The 14,482-nt window shown below is 27.1% G+C and carries 16 protein-coding genes; 4 read left to right on the top strand and 12 right to left on the bottom strand.

The window, feature by feature from the left end:
- Positions 1-119 precede the first annotated feature (119 nt).
- The 4 genes from AZI32_RS02550 to AZI32_RS02535 form a co-directional block, all read right to left on the bottom strand.
- The gene (locus tag AZI32_RS02550; RefSeq protein ID WP_061994340.1) at positions 120-1,670 is read right to left on the bottom strand and encodes a chitinase; all 1,551 of its coding nucleotides are present in this window, start codon (positions 1,668-1,670) and stop codon (positions 120-122) included.
- A gap of 258 nt (positions 1,671-1,928) precedes the next feature.
- On the bottom strand, positions 1,929-2,282 hold the full coding sequence (locus AZI32_RS02545; protein WP_061994339.1) for a hypothetical protein: 354 nt from the start codon (positions 2,280-2,282) through the stop codon (positions 1,929-1,931).
- 26 nt (positions 2,283-2,308) lie between these two features.
- Positions 2,309-3,001, bottom strand: a complete 693-nt coding sequence (locus tag AZI32_RS02540) for a hypothetical protein (protein ID WP_061994338.1) — start codon at positions 2,999-3,001, stop codon at positions 2,309-2,311.
- A gap of 123 nt (positions 3,002-3,124) precedes the next feature.
- Positions 3,125-4,324 (bottom strand): protein kinase, encoded by a 1,200-nt coding sequence (locus AZI32_RS02535; RefSeq protein ID WP_061994337.1) that lies wholly within the window; start codon positions 4,322-4,324, stop codon positions 3,125-3,127.
- 100 nt (positions 4,325-4,424) lie between these two features.
- Between AZI32_RS02535 and AZI32_RS02530 the strand changes: the two genes are divergently transcribed.
- Positions 4,425-4,865 (top strand): transcriptional regulator, encoded by a 441-nt coding sequence (locus AZI32_RS02530; protein WP_061994336.1) that lies wholly within the window; start codon positions 4,425-4,427, stop codon positions 4,863-4,865.
- 122 nt (positions 4,866-4,987) lie between these two features.
- Here AZI32_RS02530 and AZI32_RS02525 read toward each other — a convergent pair whose 3' ends face one another.
- From AZI32_RS02525 to AZI32_RS02515, 3 genes are all read right to left on the bottom strand, one after another.
- Positions 4,988-5,275 (bottom strand): putative quinol monooxygenase, encoded by a 288-nt coding sequence (locus AZI32_RS02525; protein ID WP_061994335.1) that lies wholly within the window; start codon positions 5,273-5,275, stop codon positions 4,988-4,990.
- A gap of 41 nt (positions 5,276-5,316) precedes the next feature.
- On the bottom strand, positions 5,317-5,946 hold the full coding sequence (locus AZI32_RS02520) for a flavodoxin family protein (RefSeq protein WP_010299476.1): 630 nt from the start codon (positions 5,944-5,946) through the stop codon (positions 5,317-5,319).
- A gap of 156 nt (positions 5,947-6,102) precedes the next feature.
- Complete coding sequence (locus tag AZI32_RS02515) at positions 6,103-6,603, bottom strand: nitroreductase family protein (RefSeq protein ID WP_010299477.1); 501 nt, start codon at positions 6,601-6,603, stop codon at positions 6,103-6,105.
- A gap of 128 nt (positions 6,604-6,731) precedes the next feature.
- Here AZI32_RS02515 and AZI32_RS02510 point away from each other — a divergent pair, with 128 nt between their 5' ends.
- Positions 6,732-7,082 (top strand): helix-turn-helix domain-containing protein, encoded by a 351-nt coding sequence (locus tag AZI32_RS02510; RefSeq protein ID WP_061994334.1) that lies wholly within the window; start codon positions 6,732-6,734, stop codon positions 7,080-7,082.
- Between the two features lie 125 nt (positions 7,083-7,207).
- On the opposite strand, the gene AZI32_RS02505 is transcribed toward AZI32_RS02510, so the two are convergent.
- The 4 genes from AZI32_RS02505 to ucpA form a co-directional block, all read right to left on the bottom strand.
- Positions 7,208-7,984, bottom strand: coding sequence for an EFR1 family ferrodoxin (locus AZI32_RS02505; protein ID WP_061994333.1), 777 nt, complete (start codon positions 7,982-7,984; stop codon positions 7,208-7,210).
- A 45-nt stretch (positions 7,985-8,029) separates the two neighbouring features.
- Positions 8,030-8,464 (bottom strand): MarR family winged helix-turn-helix transcriptional regulator, encoded by a 435-nt coding sequence (locus tag AZI32_RS02500; protein ID WP_061994332.1) that lies wholly within the window; start codon positions 8,462-8,464, stop codon positions 8,030-8,032.
- 246 nt (positions 8,465-8,710) lie between these two features.
- Positions 8,711-9,757 carry a helix-turn-helix transcriptional regulator gene (locus tag AZI32_RS02495; protein ID WP_061994331.1) on the bottom strand — a complete coding sequence of 349 codons (1,047 nt, stop codon included), beginning with the start codon at positions 9,755-9,757 and terminating at the stop codon, positions 8,711-8,713.
- Positions 9,758-10,004: 247 nt separating this feature from the next.
- Positions 10,005-10,796, bottom strand: a complete 792-nt coding sequence (ucpA, locus tag AZI32_RS02490; RefSeq protein ID WP_061994330.1) for an SDR family oxidoreductase UcpA — start codon at positions 10,794-10,796, stop codon at positions 10,005-10,007.
- 358 nt (positions 10,797-11,154) lie between these two features.
- Between ucpA and AZI32_RS02485 the strand changes: the two genes are divergently transcribed.
- Entirely contained in the window at positions 11,155-11,598 is a 444-nt protein-coding gene (locus tag AZI32_RS02485; RefSeq protein WP_061994329.1) for a hypothetical protein, read from the top strand.
- Between the two features lie 11 nt (positions 11,599-11,609).
- On the top strand, positions 11,610-12,965 hold the full coding sequence (gene rlmD / locus AZI32_RS02480; RefSeq protein WP_010299487.1) for a 23S rRNA (uracil(1939)-C(5))-methyltransferase RlmD: 1,356 nt from the start codon (positions 11,610-11,612) through the stop codon (positions 12,963-12,965).
- Between the two features lie 91 nt (positions 12,966-13,056).
- On the opposite strand, the gene AZI32_RS02475 is transcribed toward rlmD, so the two are convergent.
- Positions 13,057-14,481: a HAMP domain-containing sensor histidine kinase gene (locus AZI32_RS02475; RefSeq protein ID WP_061994328.1), complete on the bottom strand. Its 1,425-nt coding sequence runs from the start codon at positions 14,479-14,481 to the stop codon at positions 13,057-13,059.
- Position 14,482: the final 1 nt, after the last annotated feature.

The raw sequence follows: 14,482 nt of genomic DNA, 5'->3' as shown, positions 1-14,482 counted from the left end.
TTATTTATGTACTTTAGTATAATTTTAGTTTAAAATTATTTCTTTATACATTTTTATAAACTAAAAGCCATCTTAATTTTATCTTTAAGACAGCTTCTAATTTATTATTTATATTTTATCTACCCTACTAATTCCCATGGTGTTTCCCATGAGTTACTTACTTTTGTATCTGGCAAATTTCCCTTTGTCCACCATTTTGCTTTATATACTTTTCCATTATAAGTTACTTTATCTCCTGCTATATATTCCTTATCAGAATTATATAATGGTGCATCTTCTGATGTTTCTCCATCTTCTCCTGGTTTTTCATCTGGTTTTTCATCTGGTTTTTCTCCTGGAGTCTCTACATCTTTAATTAATTTCCATGGTGTTTCCCATGAATTACTTACTTTTGCATCTGGCAAGTCTCCCTTTGTCCACCATTTTGCTTCATAAATCTTTCCTTTATAACTTACTTGCTCTCCTGCTACATATGCTCTATCTGTTTTATATGCAGAAACTCCATCTACTTCACCACCATCACCTGGATCTTCTGTATCTGGTTTTTCTATTACTTCTGTTCCATCATTTGAATCATATTTTGAAAGTATTTTACCAAACTCAAACTTTTCTTGTAATATAGAACTATCATTTATAGAAACATAATTAGTCTTTCCTTGAGAATTTTGGAAATCCCTATTTACAGACCACATACCTATAAGTCTCATTCCTACAGTTTTACCAAAATTCAAAACTTCCTTTGCTTCATTTTGATCAACTATATTTCCACTATAATCTAAACCATTCATAGGAGTAACTCCTATCATTTTCCAAATATCTGCATCACTTTTCTTTATATTAGCTTGAGCATATATATTTTTTAATTGTTTATGAACGCTTTTAGCTGAATCTATAACTAAATCTCCCATAGTTCCGTCTGGTACTTTGCTACCAAAACACATAGTCATTACATTTACACCGCTTAAGTCTACGCCATGTTTAACTGCACTTTTTACTACGTCTACTCCATTAGTCATTCCTGAAGGTAACACTGGCAGTGTATACCATACTTCAAGAGGATAATTTTCAGCTTTAAGTTCTTTTTGAAGTAATGCAAGCGCTTCTGAACGCCTTTCTATAGAATCAAAATCTGCTGTCCATGCCCCTTCAATATCAAAATCTACATGTGTTAATCCATAATCCTTAATAATTTTTTTATAGGTATCCTTTAATTTATTAACATCTTTAATTGATGATGCTAATGGTACATTAGCTTCTCCACCAAAAGAAACCATTACATCTCCGCCCATTTGCCTTAAACCTTGAATTTCTTTTAACAAACTACCGCCTTGATAATCTGTAGGACCTTCCTCCATATCATAATATGTTCCCCAAGATGGTTGTCCATTTTTATCAACTACAAAACCTAATATAAAGTGTTTTGTTCCTGTTGCTTTTGCATAATCAGTAAGAGAAAATACAGGATACGAACAAGCATCTACATATGGAGCAAATACAGTAGAACCCCATGATTCTTGACCAATTCCAATATTAGTAGATATTTTTGTTTGTATATTTTTAGTGCTTATCTCCTTAGCCTGAACTGTAGTACCTTCCATTAAAATTGGACTAGCAGCTCCTAATATTACTACTACAGATAACATAATTGCAGCAAGTTTTTGTGATTTCATAATATACCTCCTAAAAATAAATTAACATTTCTTAATTTTCCTAATATTTTATACTTTGTTCTACAATAATGAATTCGTTATCATTTATAAAAACTTTAATATTTTTTATAGTTGTTTTAAAATTTCAATTGAAATATAAGTATTTATTTGGTTTCTCTATCAAAATATATATAATATTACATATATTTTTATACATACTAAAAAACTGCATTAATCTAGAATTCAAATCCTATTTTAATACAGTTTTTATCCAATTTATTATTTACTTAAAATCATATTCTTTTTAACTTTTCCGTATCCAACAAAGCTTAGAACTATCATCGGTATAACAAAGAATATATACATTATAAATAGAACACCACCAACACAATACAGTATTGCACCTGTCAATGCAAACCCAGATTTATTTAAAAATGCACCTAGTGTATTAAATATTGTAGCTAAAACTATACATATCATATGTGGTGTAACTAATGCCGTTGCAATTGCACCACCTACAGCTTCAGTTCCTGACCCTGCTCCAAATATTGTTCCACCAAAATAACTTACTAAATAAATTGAATATATAATACCTAATACTGCTGATATAACTAATGCTTTACTTTTTTTCATTACTTAATTAACCTCCATTATTAGCTTTATTTTGAATTAAATATAACTTTCTCTAATGCACTTATTTGAATTAAATCCCCATTTTTAATTTCAAGTGTTATACTAGGAACTCCAAACTCTCCTGAATGAGATAATATTTCATTAGTTATTGGAAGCCCCTTTCTATAAACTATAAAATTCCCTTGTCCCTTAGCTGATGATGCAACATATCTACCTTCTTTAATATCAAGACCAACTTCCCATATTCCTGTAGTTAACTCCTGTAATAACTCAGTATTTGCTGGAGTAAATTTAACATTTTTAATTCCACCTATATCTATTTTTTCGCCATCCTTAATATCAACAGTCACTTTTGTAACCCCAAAATTTTCATCCCCTAAAATTTCATTAACTACTGGAATATTATCCTTATCATAAATAACAAAATTTCCACTTGAATCACTAGTACATACATATCTTCCTTTAGGTATGTCTTGTCCTACTATAAAATTTCCCGTTTCTAATACTGTTTCTACTGCTGTTGAGTTATCTCTGGTTTTAGTTTTATCTTCTACTACTTTTTCCTCTGATTTCTTTTTATCAGTTTCAACGCTATTTTTCTCTTTAACAGTTTTGCTATTGTTATTAAGTGGATTCGCTAAGATTAAAATGAAAATAATTGCTACAGTCCAAAACCACCATCTTTTATAAATTTTCTTTTTAACTTTTCCTTTGTTCATATTACATCACCCCAAAAAATAAATCTGTCACATAATTTATTGCGACAGATTCATTATAAAACTTATATTATTTTATTTGGTGTGCTGTAAGCATACAAAAAGAGTAAAAAAATATTTTTTAATTTAAATATTTAAAAGTGCTCCTGTTATAATTATAATTATAAATGTATATAATACATACCCTAAAATTCTTATATAAATTTTCAAATTATTTATTATAGGTATGTGTTTTCTTATATTTAAAAAATTTGTATATAACATTGTTAATACTATAAACATGAAAAACATCATTGCATCTTCAGAAATATTTTTTGAAGTAGGAAATATAATTACCACTATAAGCATTAAAAATATATACCAAATACATGCTATAATGCTTTTCCAAGTTTGGCCACTTCTAAACCCTGGAATAGCCTTATAAAAATTTTTTAAAGTCATATTATCCGGTTTATATTTATAATTTTCTATCTTCTTATCAAAAATTTTTCCAAATACATCAACCTTTTCCTTTAAGTCTAAAGGTTCTATTTCTGATAATCCCATATTGGACGAATTTACTCTACAGATAAAATCTTCTTTATATGCATTTAGTTTTAATTTTAATTCTTCTTGTAATTCTCTAACGGATTGATACCTATCATTCGGTAAAAATTTTGTACACTTTTCTATTACTTCTTTTAAAATTCCATCATTTTTTTTATTTTTAGGATAATCCTTTGTTGTCATAAAATTCATTAATATTCCTATAGAATATATATCACTCCTACAATCTGTTTGTGAAAATCCAAATTGTTCTGGTGGTGCGTACTCATGTGTACCCATAATAACTGTATCATGATTTTCCTCTATTTTATAAGTCCTGGACACATCATAATCTATTAATTTCAAAACATCATCATTACTTATAATAATATTAGATGGCTTTATATCTCTGTGAATTATAGGTTTTTTTAAACTATGAAGTTTTTCTAGTATATTACAAAGACAAATTATATATTCAATAGTTTTAATTTCACTTAAAGGCCCACTAATATTTTCTAAAGTTTTTTCTAATGTAGAACCATTTATAAACTCTTCTATCAATATTAATTTACCACTATATTCTAAAACCTCATAAATATATGGTGTATATATACTCCTAATATTTTGTATTTCTTTATAAACCTCTATATCATAATTAATAAGAATTTTTTTTACATAAATAACACTTGTCTCAACATGTTGCACTAAAAAAATCTTACTTTTCTTATTTTCACTAAGCTTAGTTAATACTTTATAATTTGATAATTTATATTCTACATATTCTTTAAGTAAATCTTCCATTAAAACTCCCCTTTAATCATTGCTTTTCTCCAATGAAAATTATATCATACTGGTATAATTATGATAATCATACCAGCGAATTTTAAGGAGGATTGTACTTATGAAAGATAAAAAAACTTCTGAACTTTTAGATATATTAAATTCAATAGATGATACAACCAAATTAAATACATACATAAATGAAACTAAAACTGCTTTTAACAACTTAGATTTTTGCACTTATTTTGAAAATATTCTACATGAAAAAAAACTTAAAAAGAGTAAAATCATAGATGACTCTAATCTTGATAGAACTTATGCTTATCAAATTTTAAGCGGAAAGAAAAAACCTAGCCGTGATAAAATTTTACAACTTTGTATTGCTGCTAAATTAAGTCTTGAAGAAATACAAAGAATTTTAACCCTTGGAAACGTAGGACAATTATATGCAAAAGATTCAAGAGATTCAGCTATAATTTTTGCAATAAAAAAGAAGCTAAATGTAACTACTACTAATCATTTATTAAGCGATTTAAATTTTGATTTATTAGGCGATTGTTAAAATAAAAAACTTCCAACACATTAACCTAGATTACAATGTTGGAAGTTTTTTATTTTAACATATTATTCATACATAAATTAATATTGACTTTGCGTAAAGTTGCCCAATTTTTATCACAAGTATTAAATTAATTTATTGTATACATTCATATCTGTTTGTTTCGTCATGAACTTTTTTATCTTTGGAACAATTCTAGTAAAATGCTCTGATTTCAAATGCTCATCCAAAGCCTTTCTACTTTCCCACTCTTCAATCATCGTAATAATTGTAGGATCATTTTCATCTTGATACAATTCATACTTTATACATCCTTCTTCTTTCCTTGTTAATCCTACTAGTTCTTTGTAAAGCTGAATAACTTCAGTAAGTTTATTCTCTTTAGCAACATTTCTAGCAACTACCTTTATCATTTAAATCCCTACCTTTTAATTTTTTATAATTGAATTATCAATTATCTAACAAAGTTTGTAAGTATTTTATTTTCCCTTTCCGGTTCTTTAATTGTTTTTTTGCCATTTTCAACTGTTTTCATAAGCCAAGCCATATTTTTTCCAAGAACTCTCATTATTTGTTTTCCTTCTTCATCTTTTGAAACTTCACCTGGCATTGCTCCATGTATTACATTCCAGTAATTTGTACTTGGCATAAGCATTTCCGCATAATTAATATAATTATTTAGTTGATTAAAAGTAGCAACTCCTCCTGATCTTCTAACAGCAACTACAGATGCTCCTACCTTATGTCTTAAAGCCCCATCATTTGCAACATAGAATGCTCTATCCAAAAATGATTTCATAGTTCCAGCTATACCTGAGTAATGTACCGGTGAACCTAATATTATTCCATCTGCCTCTTTCATCTTTTGTATAAATTCATTTACTTCATCATTATCAATTATACATTTCCCATTTTTATTTTTTGCGCAAGCATTACAAGCAAGACATCCTCTTATTATTTTATTACCTACATGAACAATTTCAACTTCTATTCCTTCATTTTCAAGCTCTTCTGCAACCATCCTTATAGCATTATATGTGTTTCCTTCCTTCTTAGGACTTCCGTTAAATGCAACAACCTTCATAAAATTACCTCCTGTAAAATTAAGTTTTCTATTTTTTACTTCTGATTTATTTTAATATCTAATAATTTTTTATAATGTATATAATTTATTCATGTCCTTGTATATTAAATTGATTAATAAAATACTAACTTAGTTAGCATTCACTAAACAATTTATTTACCATCTATCATAATGTATTCTTGTTTCATCAAATCTATTTACTGCTTCTTTATTTTCGTTTGGATATCCAATTGGGATTATTGATAATGGAGTTACATTAGCTGGTAAATTTAAAATTCTTCTTAAACCATTCACTCTATCTTCCATAGGATAAACCCCTAACCATACAGCGCCCAATCCTTTATCTTCAACGGCTAATAATATATTTTCTGTCGCAGCACAGCAATCCTGCACCCAATATCCTTTAAATACTTCCTTTGATTCATCACCACAAACTACAATTGCCACATCTGCATTTAATAACATTTTCGAATAAGGATGAATATCAGTAATTTTTCTCATAATTTCCTTATCTCTTAAGACTATAAATTCCCAAGGTTGCTCATTTCCAGCAGAAGGTGCTTGCATTGCTGCCCTTAACAATTCTTCAATAATCTCATCTTCTATCTTTATGTCTTTATACTTTCTTATACTTTTTCTTTTTAATATTGCATCCATATATATTCCTCCTAATTGTTTTTGGTTAAAAGTTATGCTATCATTATAAAAAATCAGTTTATATATAACAAGTACGCACTATTTTGTACCATAGTACCTAAAAAGGTACTATAGAAAGGATGATTTATATGACTTCTAGTTGTAACACTATAGAATTCAAAAATAGAAATTATACATGTACCTTTGAAATTACAGTAGATTTAATCGGTGGAAAATGGAAACCAATTATAATTTGGCATTTAGGTACTAAAGGAATTTTACGATTTAATGAATTAAAAAAATTGCTTCCTAACACCACTCAAAAAATGCTAACTCAGCAACTAAGAGAACTAGAATCTGATAATTTAATTAACCGAAAAGTTTATCCTCAAGTTCCTCCAAAAGTAGAATATTCCCTAACAAATTTAGGTGAAAGTTTAATGCCTATTCTTAAAATGATGTGTACTTGGGGCGATGAATACTATAAATCAAATACTTAATATTTCCATGTTCTATTTCTTTATAGTATGCATAAAATCCTTTTTATACGTATTTAATAACTATTTCTTTATAACTAAAGCACTCTAGAAAATAATATTTCCAAAGTGCTTTAATTATTATATATTTATTTATTTTTATTAATATAACTTTCTATTTTATACTGTGGGTATTGTTGTTTTTTATATCTAATAGCATTATTAGGACAACTATGTATACATCTAGTGCACATCATACACTTATTTTTAAATTTAACAACTTTATTTTTAATAATTATATTATTTTGTGGACATTGTTTAGCACATAATCCACATCCATTACACATATCACTTGTTGAAAAACTTTTGCCCATAAACTTAGCCATAATAGAAAATACTTCTGCTAAAATATCCTTTGAAACTATGCTCTTATTATCATTTATCTTTTCTATATTGTTATTTTCTATATTTTTAACTAAAACGTCTATTTGACTTTCCACATTTGTAAACATAACCTCAATTTCTTCTTCTGTATTCCTTTTATATTTACCAAAATAAAAATTTTTAGGCATAACATATGTTTCTTTTCCTATAACTTCATATCCCTTTTTTTCTAATTTTGATGCTAATGAATCTACACCATTAGCATTTATTAAACCAGCCGATGTTGAATAAACTATAGCTTTTGTCTTATTTATAGTATTAGGCACATTTCTTAATAACCACTTTATTAATTTTTCTGGAACATTTCCAGCATAAATAGGTCCTCCAATAACAATTAAATCTATGTCATCATTAAAACTTATTTTTTCTTCTATACTATTAGCTTTAACATTAAATCCTATATCCTCTAATTTTGATTTTAACCTATCTGCTATGTATTTTGTATTACCACTACCTGAAAAGTACATTATCGAAATTTTCATATCTTATCCTCCTGAAAATTTATATATTAATATAAGTGCAATGCATTATTTTTTATATAAATTATTTTTCATTTGTTTTAAAGCTTTTAACGTAATTAAAAGGTCCTCTTCTCTTATATTTTTTATCATATCCTTAAAAATATCTTCTAAAACTTTGCTAATTTCAATAAATTCATTAAAAAAAGTGTCTTTTAATATTATATTCTTCTTTCTTTTATCGTCATTATCTTGAATAATATCTATAAATCCATTTTCACTAAGTTTCATTAAATTTCTGCTTATATTCCCCTTATTAATTCCCATATTTTCAGCAAGCAATTCTTGACTTATCGGTATATTATCTTTTAATTTCATTAAATTCATTATGGTAAGCATTTGCCCTTGACCTAATTTATTTTCTTTAACACCTTCATCCATTCGTGTTTTAGTTTCTTTTGAAATAAAATAAATTAAATCGCCTATTTCTCTATAATCGTTCATATCATTTTCTCCTTTGTAGATTTATTATAAAGCATTTTAGTTGTGCACGCAACTAAAAATTATTGTAAAATTTCTATTTTATGAATTGTACACTATCCCTTCATTATATTTAACTTAACTACATAAATATTTTTTAATATTTATATAATAACAAGCTCACAAGAAAAACTTATGAGCTTAAAAATTTAAATTAAATTAATATTATTTTTAAATTAATTATCTATATAATTGTTTAAATATTTTAACTTATAAAGATTTATTCTCATAAATCTTTTTTAATCTTTCAATTTCTCTTTTATTTCTATCAACCAGTTCTCCTGTAAAGACATTATATTCATTCTGTATAATTGATATCTCCTGTTGCAAAACTTCTATAGCCTTATCATATTTTTTTAGTGTTTCATATATTTTAGCCATAAATTCAAGTGGATCCACAATACGAGGTTTTTCTTGTAATTCCATAGATTTTGCATAGTCTTTAAGTGCTTTATCATACTCTCCTAATCTCATCATACGATCTCCTCGTGAAACATAAGCTCTCCAATCTCCTTGGAATTCACTCACTCCCTTATTCCACAATCTTAAAGCATTTTCTATATTCCCCTGTTGTAACTCAATATCACCTTCATACATAAAATCTAAACAGGTATGATTTAATTGCTTTACATGCTCTAATACTTTTTTAGCTTTCTTATAATAACCATCTCTAATTAATTGATCTAAATAATACAAATATCCACTCCAATATTTAGGGTGATTTTGTGTAAACTCCTCATAGTACTTAATTAAATCATCATGTCTATTATAATATTCATCTCCAAATACACCTTTTTCTGCATGAATAAGTGCAGTATGATAGTTCTTTTCATATGGTTTATATTTTAAAGCCTTTTTTATATAATTCGATGCCTTTTTACTATCACTTTCAGCTCTATGATTATAAAGCTCCCCTAAAAGATAGTATGCTTTAGCATTTTTAGGTTCGCTATTAATAATTCCTTCAAGGAAATTAACAGCATAATTAAAAACCTCTTCACTTATTATTCTTTCATTATATAACATGTTCTCTATTCTTTTCATTTGAGCGTCATATGGTATAACAAAAAGCTCATCTATAGTAATCCCAAAATAAACTGAAATCATAGGAAGCAATTGAATATCTGGTGCTGTAATATTATTTTCCCATTTAGAAACAGCTTGATATGAAATTCCTAAATGATTTGCTAATTCTTCCTGAGTAACACCTTTTTCTATACGTAAATTTTTTATCTGTTTTCCAATTTCAATAACCATAAAATTCTCCTCCACCTATACCTATAATTAGTTAATTCATGAATTAATTTAATTATAGATTCTTGCAATCTTATATACAATAACTTGTATTTTTACATAACTAACCTATAAGTTGATAAAAATTTTTCTTGTAGTTTACCCTTTATAATTATTTTTAAACAGATACAATACAATGAATAAGATTTATATTTTTTCAGTTAATTTGAAATAACTTATAATCTACTACTCTAATTTATCTATTTATAAATTAAACACCTACACTAACTGTTTCTGGCAGAGTACTTCCTCCATCTATAACAACCTGTGTTCCTGTAATATAGGATGACTCATCTGACCCTAAGAATGCAGCAAGTTCTCCAACCTCTTCTGGTTTTGCCAATCTTTTTAACGGTACAGCATTTTCTATTCCTTTAGTCACTTCTTCTGGATTTTCCCCATTTGATTGCTTTGCAATACTCTTTGCCATTGGTGTTTCTACATAACCTGGACAAATAGCATTAACTGTTATGTTATGTTTAGCCACCTCTATTGCTAAAGACTTAGTAAAACCAACTAATGCCGCTTTTGTAGTAGCATAAGCAGTTTCACCTGCATCTGCTACCATATCCCCTGTAACTGATGACATTATAATTATTTTTCCATATTTTTCTTTAATCATTAAAGGTAAAACCGCTTTTGTGACATTCCATACTCCCTTTATATTTACATCAATATGAAAATCTCTATCATCATCTGTCATTTCTAAAAAGTTTCCTAATTTACAAACTCCTGCATTATTTACTAATATATCTATCTTACCAAACTTACTAACAGCATTTTTTACTGCATTTTCTACTTCTTCTTTATTAGCTACATCCGCTTTAACTGCTAAAGCCTCAAATCCTTTTTTATTTAATTCATCTGCTAAGCTATCAACATATGAGGATCTCGCCAATAGTACAACTTTTGCTCCATACTTTGCATAAGTTTTAGCAATGCCTTCTCCAATTCCCTTAGATGCTCCTGTTATAAGTGCAACTTTACCTTCTAATTTTCCCATAACTCTCCTCCTAATAAACCTATGATTTTTACATCAATTATAATATACATTATATTCCATAAAATAACGAAACACTTTTCTATTTAAATTAAATCTATATTAGTATTTATTTGTACTCTTTGTTATACTTATAATGAAATAAATTCCAATTTCAGTTTAAATAATAAAATTCATGCTCTTTTTTATGGTTTAATTTTTAACTTATATATGGAAATATATTAAATATATCTGTCATTATACTGTAACCTTTTGAATTTATAATATAGTAAGTTATGAAAATCCAATTAATGGGTATATTTAAAAACATAAAACTTTTTAATGTTTAATATAAATAATAAGTTTTTTAGGAGGATTTAAAATGGATTTAAAAAATAATGAAAATGATAACAAACCTTTAGAAGAGGATATGCAACTATCTAATGACGCATCTTTAGATGAGTTTACAGAATCTGATGATACTATTGAAACTATAGCTACTAATAATGAAAACTCTGAAGAATTACAAGGTGAAGAACTTCAACTTAATAATAACGCTTTTACCGATTCAATTACTTTTAAAGATGCATTACAAAGTCAACTTATAGATGTACTTATAACTGCTAGTATATCTATATTAGGAACCATTGTTATAGACTTTATTCTAAGAATTTTTAAATTTTATATAAGCGACAAATTTTTATTTATAGTTATATTGTTTATTCCTGCACTTATATTATATAATGTATTAATGACAACAATGAAAAACAAAATGACACTTGGTCAAAAGCTATCAAACATACGTTTAACAAAAAATAAAAATTAGGAGCGATTTACTTGAGAAAAAGAAAAGAGTATGAATTTTTAATAGAAACAACTGAGTTTCCTGGAAAAGGCATAGCTTTTTATGAAGGCGAAAAAGTTGCTATAAAAAACACATTACCAGGACAAAAGGTAAAGGCTAGAGTTACTAAAAAAAGTAGTCAAAATGGCGTTCAAGCAAAACTTATAGAGGTGTTAGAGGATGTAGATTATAAAATAAAGCCACATTGTGATATTTCTAATCAATGTGGTGGTTGTAGTCATGCATCCTTAGATTATGAAACTCAATTAAAGTTTAAAACAGAACAAGTTAAAAAACTTTTAGATGAGGGTAATATTAAAGATTATGACTTCTTAGGTATAGAAGAAAGTCCTGTTGTTTTTGAATACAGAAATAAAATGGAATTTACCTTTGGAGATATGGAAAAAGGTGGAGAGCTAACTTTAGGAATGCATGTTAAAAACAGAAACTTTAGTATAATAACTGTTGATAACTGCAAAATAGTTGATAATGATTTTAGAACTATATTAACAACTACATTAAATCATTTTAAAAACACAGAGCTTCCATATTATAAAGTTCTAAAGCATGAAGGTTTTTTAAGAAACTTAGTAGTTAGAAAAGCTATAAATACCGGCGAAATACTTGTTAATTTAGTAACTACAACTCAAAATAGTTATGATTTAACAAAATTTGTTGAAGAATTAAAATCTCTTAATCTTAATGGAAAAATAGTAAGCATTATACATACATTAAATGACTCACTATCTGATGTGGTTCAAGCTGATGAAATAAAAGTTTTATACGGTAAAGATTACATAGTTGAAGACTTATTAGGATTAAAATTTAAAATTAATCCCTTTGCATTCTTCCAGACAAATACAAAGGGTGCTGAAAAACTTTATTCCATGGTTAGAGATTTTATGGGGGACTCTGAAAACAAAATAGTTTTTGACTTATATTGTGGTACTGGTACCATCGGTCAAATAGTAGCCCCAAAAGCAAAAAAAGTCCTAGGAATAGAATTAATTGAAGAAGCAGTAGATGCTGCTAAAGAAAATGCTAAATTAAACAATTTAGATAACTGTGAATTTATAGCAGGTGATGTAGCTAAGGTAATAAAAGATGTAAAAATTAAACCAGATATAATAATTCTAGATCCACCAAGAGCTGGAGTTCACCCTATTGCATTAGATTATGTAATAAAATTTGATGCTAAAGAAATAATTTATGTATCATGTAATCCAAAATCATTGGTAACTGACTTACAAGTTCTTACTAATGCTGGATATAAAATAGATAAGATAAAATTAAAAGACATGTTCCCACATACACCACACGTGGAAACTGTATGTAGACTATATAAGTAATTATAATAAGTTACATTAAAGCTAAGCAAAAGTTTGCTTAGCTTTTTTAATGTAACTTATTAATAACTTAGTTCATCTTATATTATATTTTTTATAAAATTATTGTTATTTTTGTGCCTTCTTTTAACTTACTTTCAATTTGTACATCTCCACCATGGTTTTTAATTATTTCCTTGGAAATAGCCATTCCAAGACCTGAACCTTTGTGAAGTTCACCTGTATTTGTTCCTCTATAATATCTATCAAATATATGCTTTAAGTCTTCTTCACTTATACCTTTTCCATTATCACTTATCGTTATATATATTCTTTCTCTTTTTTCTAATTCAACTCTAATTTTTACATCTTCATCATTATGGACTATTGCATTAAAAATTAAATTTGTTAAGCAACGTTTCAATAAAAGAATATCTACTTCTTTTTCTGCAACTTCTGTTTTAGGAATAAATTCAATATCTCTATTACTATATTTGTTATCATTTAATATAGCTATTATAACTTCTTTAGTTAGGCTTACTAAATTGGCCCTACCTTTTTTTAAAAATAATGCGTTATTTTTTAAACGAGTACTTAAATTTAAATCATTAACTAACTCTGTTATATATAAAGATTTTTGATATATAATTTCACCATATTCTTGTATTTCTTCTTCTGTAAAATCGTAATCACCATTTATAAGTTCTGAATAACCTCTTATAGAAGCTAGTGGAGTTTTTATGTCATGAGATATATTTGCTATCCATTCCTCTCGCATTTTTTCATTTTTCTTTCTTTCAACCTCATTTTCTTTAAGAATAGACGACAATGCATTTAAATTTCTAAATACATTTAAATAAATACCCTTTTCTTTAAATGTTAAATTATAATTTCCCATAGATAAAGTTTTTACTCCATCTATAATTCTTCCAACTGGCTTTGTAAGTCTTCTACTAAATAATAATCCACCTATTATAGCAATTAAACTATCCATGATTAATACCCCTGTTAATATATCTTTCATAAGATTTCCCATAATATTTTCGCTATACATTATAACTGTCTTGCTCAATTTACCCATTGGAAAATTAATTATGTAACTTAACTTTCTATCCCCTATATCAACACTTGATACTAATATGTTTTCTAACCCTTCTGCACCACCTGTATATTTATAAGCATTAACAATATCTACAGGAGTATATTCATCTTGTACCTCTTTAGGCTTTTTATAATTTGTAATTTCTTTTCCACTTTCATCTAATACTTGAACCCAAAGATTATTCTCATCTAAACTTTTTTTACCTTCATCTCTTATAATTATTTCATTATTAGATAATTCTATATTATCCCCAAAAACCCTTGTGAAATTTTCTGGATCTAATTTGACTTCTTTATATGTCATCGGTTCTACTAGCACAAACCCTTGTGATGAATTTTTAATTATAGATACCATTCCTAATGTTACATTTATAAAAAATATAAACACATTTATAAGTACTATTGTTATAACAAATCTTGCAGTAAGTTTTATATTCATA

Origin of the sequence: Clostridium sp. ATCC 25772 (assembly GCF_001573875.1) — a bacterium.
In the GTDB taxonomy this organism is placed as follows: Bacteria; Bacillota; Clostridia; order Clostridiales; family Clostridiaceae; genus Clostridium_J; species Clostridium_J senegalense.
The sequence above is the reverse complement of the archived record's forward strand: the minus strand, read 5'-3'. Positions and strand labels throughout refer to the sequence as shown.

Bases quoted from the DNA above. Each gene is read 5' to 3' on its own strand.
- AZI32_RS02550 (WP_061994340.1), bottom strand. From the start codon at position 1,670: ATGAAATCACAAAAACTTGCTGCAATTATGTTATCTGTAGTAGTAATA.
- AZI32_RS02545 (WP_061994339.1), bottom strand. From the start codon at position 2,282: ATGAAAAAAAGTAAAGCATTAGTTATATCAGCAGTATTAGGTATTATA.
- AZI32_RS02540 (WP_061994338.1), bottom strand. From the start codon at position 3,001: ATGAACAAAGGAAAAGTTAAAAAGAAAATTTATAAAAGATGGTGGTTT.
- AZI32_RS02535 (WP_061994337.1), bottom strand. From the start codon at position 4,324: ATGGAAGATTTACTTAAAGAATATGTAGAATATAAATTATCAAATTAT.
- AZI32_RS02530 (WP_061994336.1), top strand. From the start codon at position 4,425: ATGAAAGATAAAAAAACTTCTGAACTTTTAGATATATTAAATTCAATA.
- AZI32_RS02525 (WP_061994335.1), bottom strand. From the start codon at position 5,275: ATGATAAAGGTAGTTGCTAGAAATGTTGCTAAAGAGAATAAACTTACT.
- AZI32_RS02520 (WP_010299476.1), bottom strand. From the start codon at position 5,946: ATGAAGGTTGTTGCATTTAACGGAAGTCCTAAGAAGGAAGGAAACACA.
- AZI32_RS02515 (WP_010299477.1), bottom strand. From the start codon at position 6,603: ATGGATGCAATATTAAAAAGAAAAAGTATAAGAAAGTATAAAGACATA.
- AZI32_RS02510 (WP_061994334.1), top strand. From the start codon at position 6,732: ATGACTTCTAGTTGTAACACTATAGAATTCAAAAATAGAAATTATACA.
- AZI32_RS02505 (WP_061994333.1), bottom strand. From the start codon at position 7,984: ATGAAAATTTCGATAATGTACTTTTCAGGTAGTGGTAATACAAAATAC.
- AZI32_RS02500 (WP_061994332.1), bottom strand. From the start codon at position 8,464: ATGAACGATTATAGAGAAATAGGCGATTTAATTTATTTTATTTCAAAA.
- AZI32_RS02495 (WP_061994331.1), bottom strand. From the start codon at position 9,757: ATGGTTATTGAAATTGGAAAACAGATAAAAAATTTACGTATAGAAAAA.
- ucpA (WP_061994330.1), bottom strand. From the start codon at position 10,796: ATGGGAAAATTAGAAGGTAAAGTTGCACTTATAACAGGAGCATCTAAG.
- AZI32_RS02485 (WP_061994329.1), top strand. From the start codon at position 11,155: ATGGATTTAAAAAATAATGAAAATGATAACAAACCTTTAGAAGAGGAT.
- AZI32_RS02475 (WP_061994328.1), bottom strand. From the start codon at position 14,481: ATGAATATAAAACTTACTGCAAGATTTGTTATAACAATAGTACTTATA.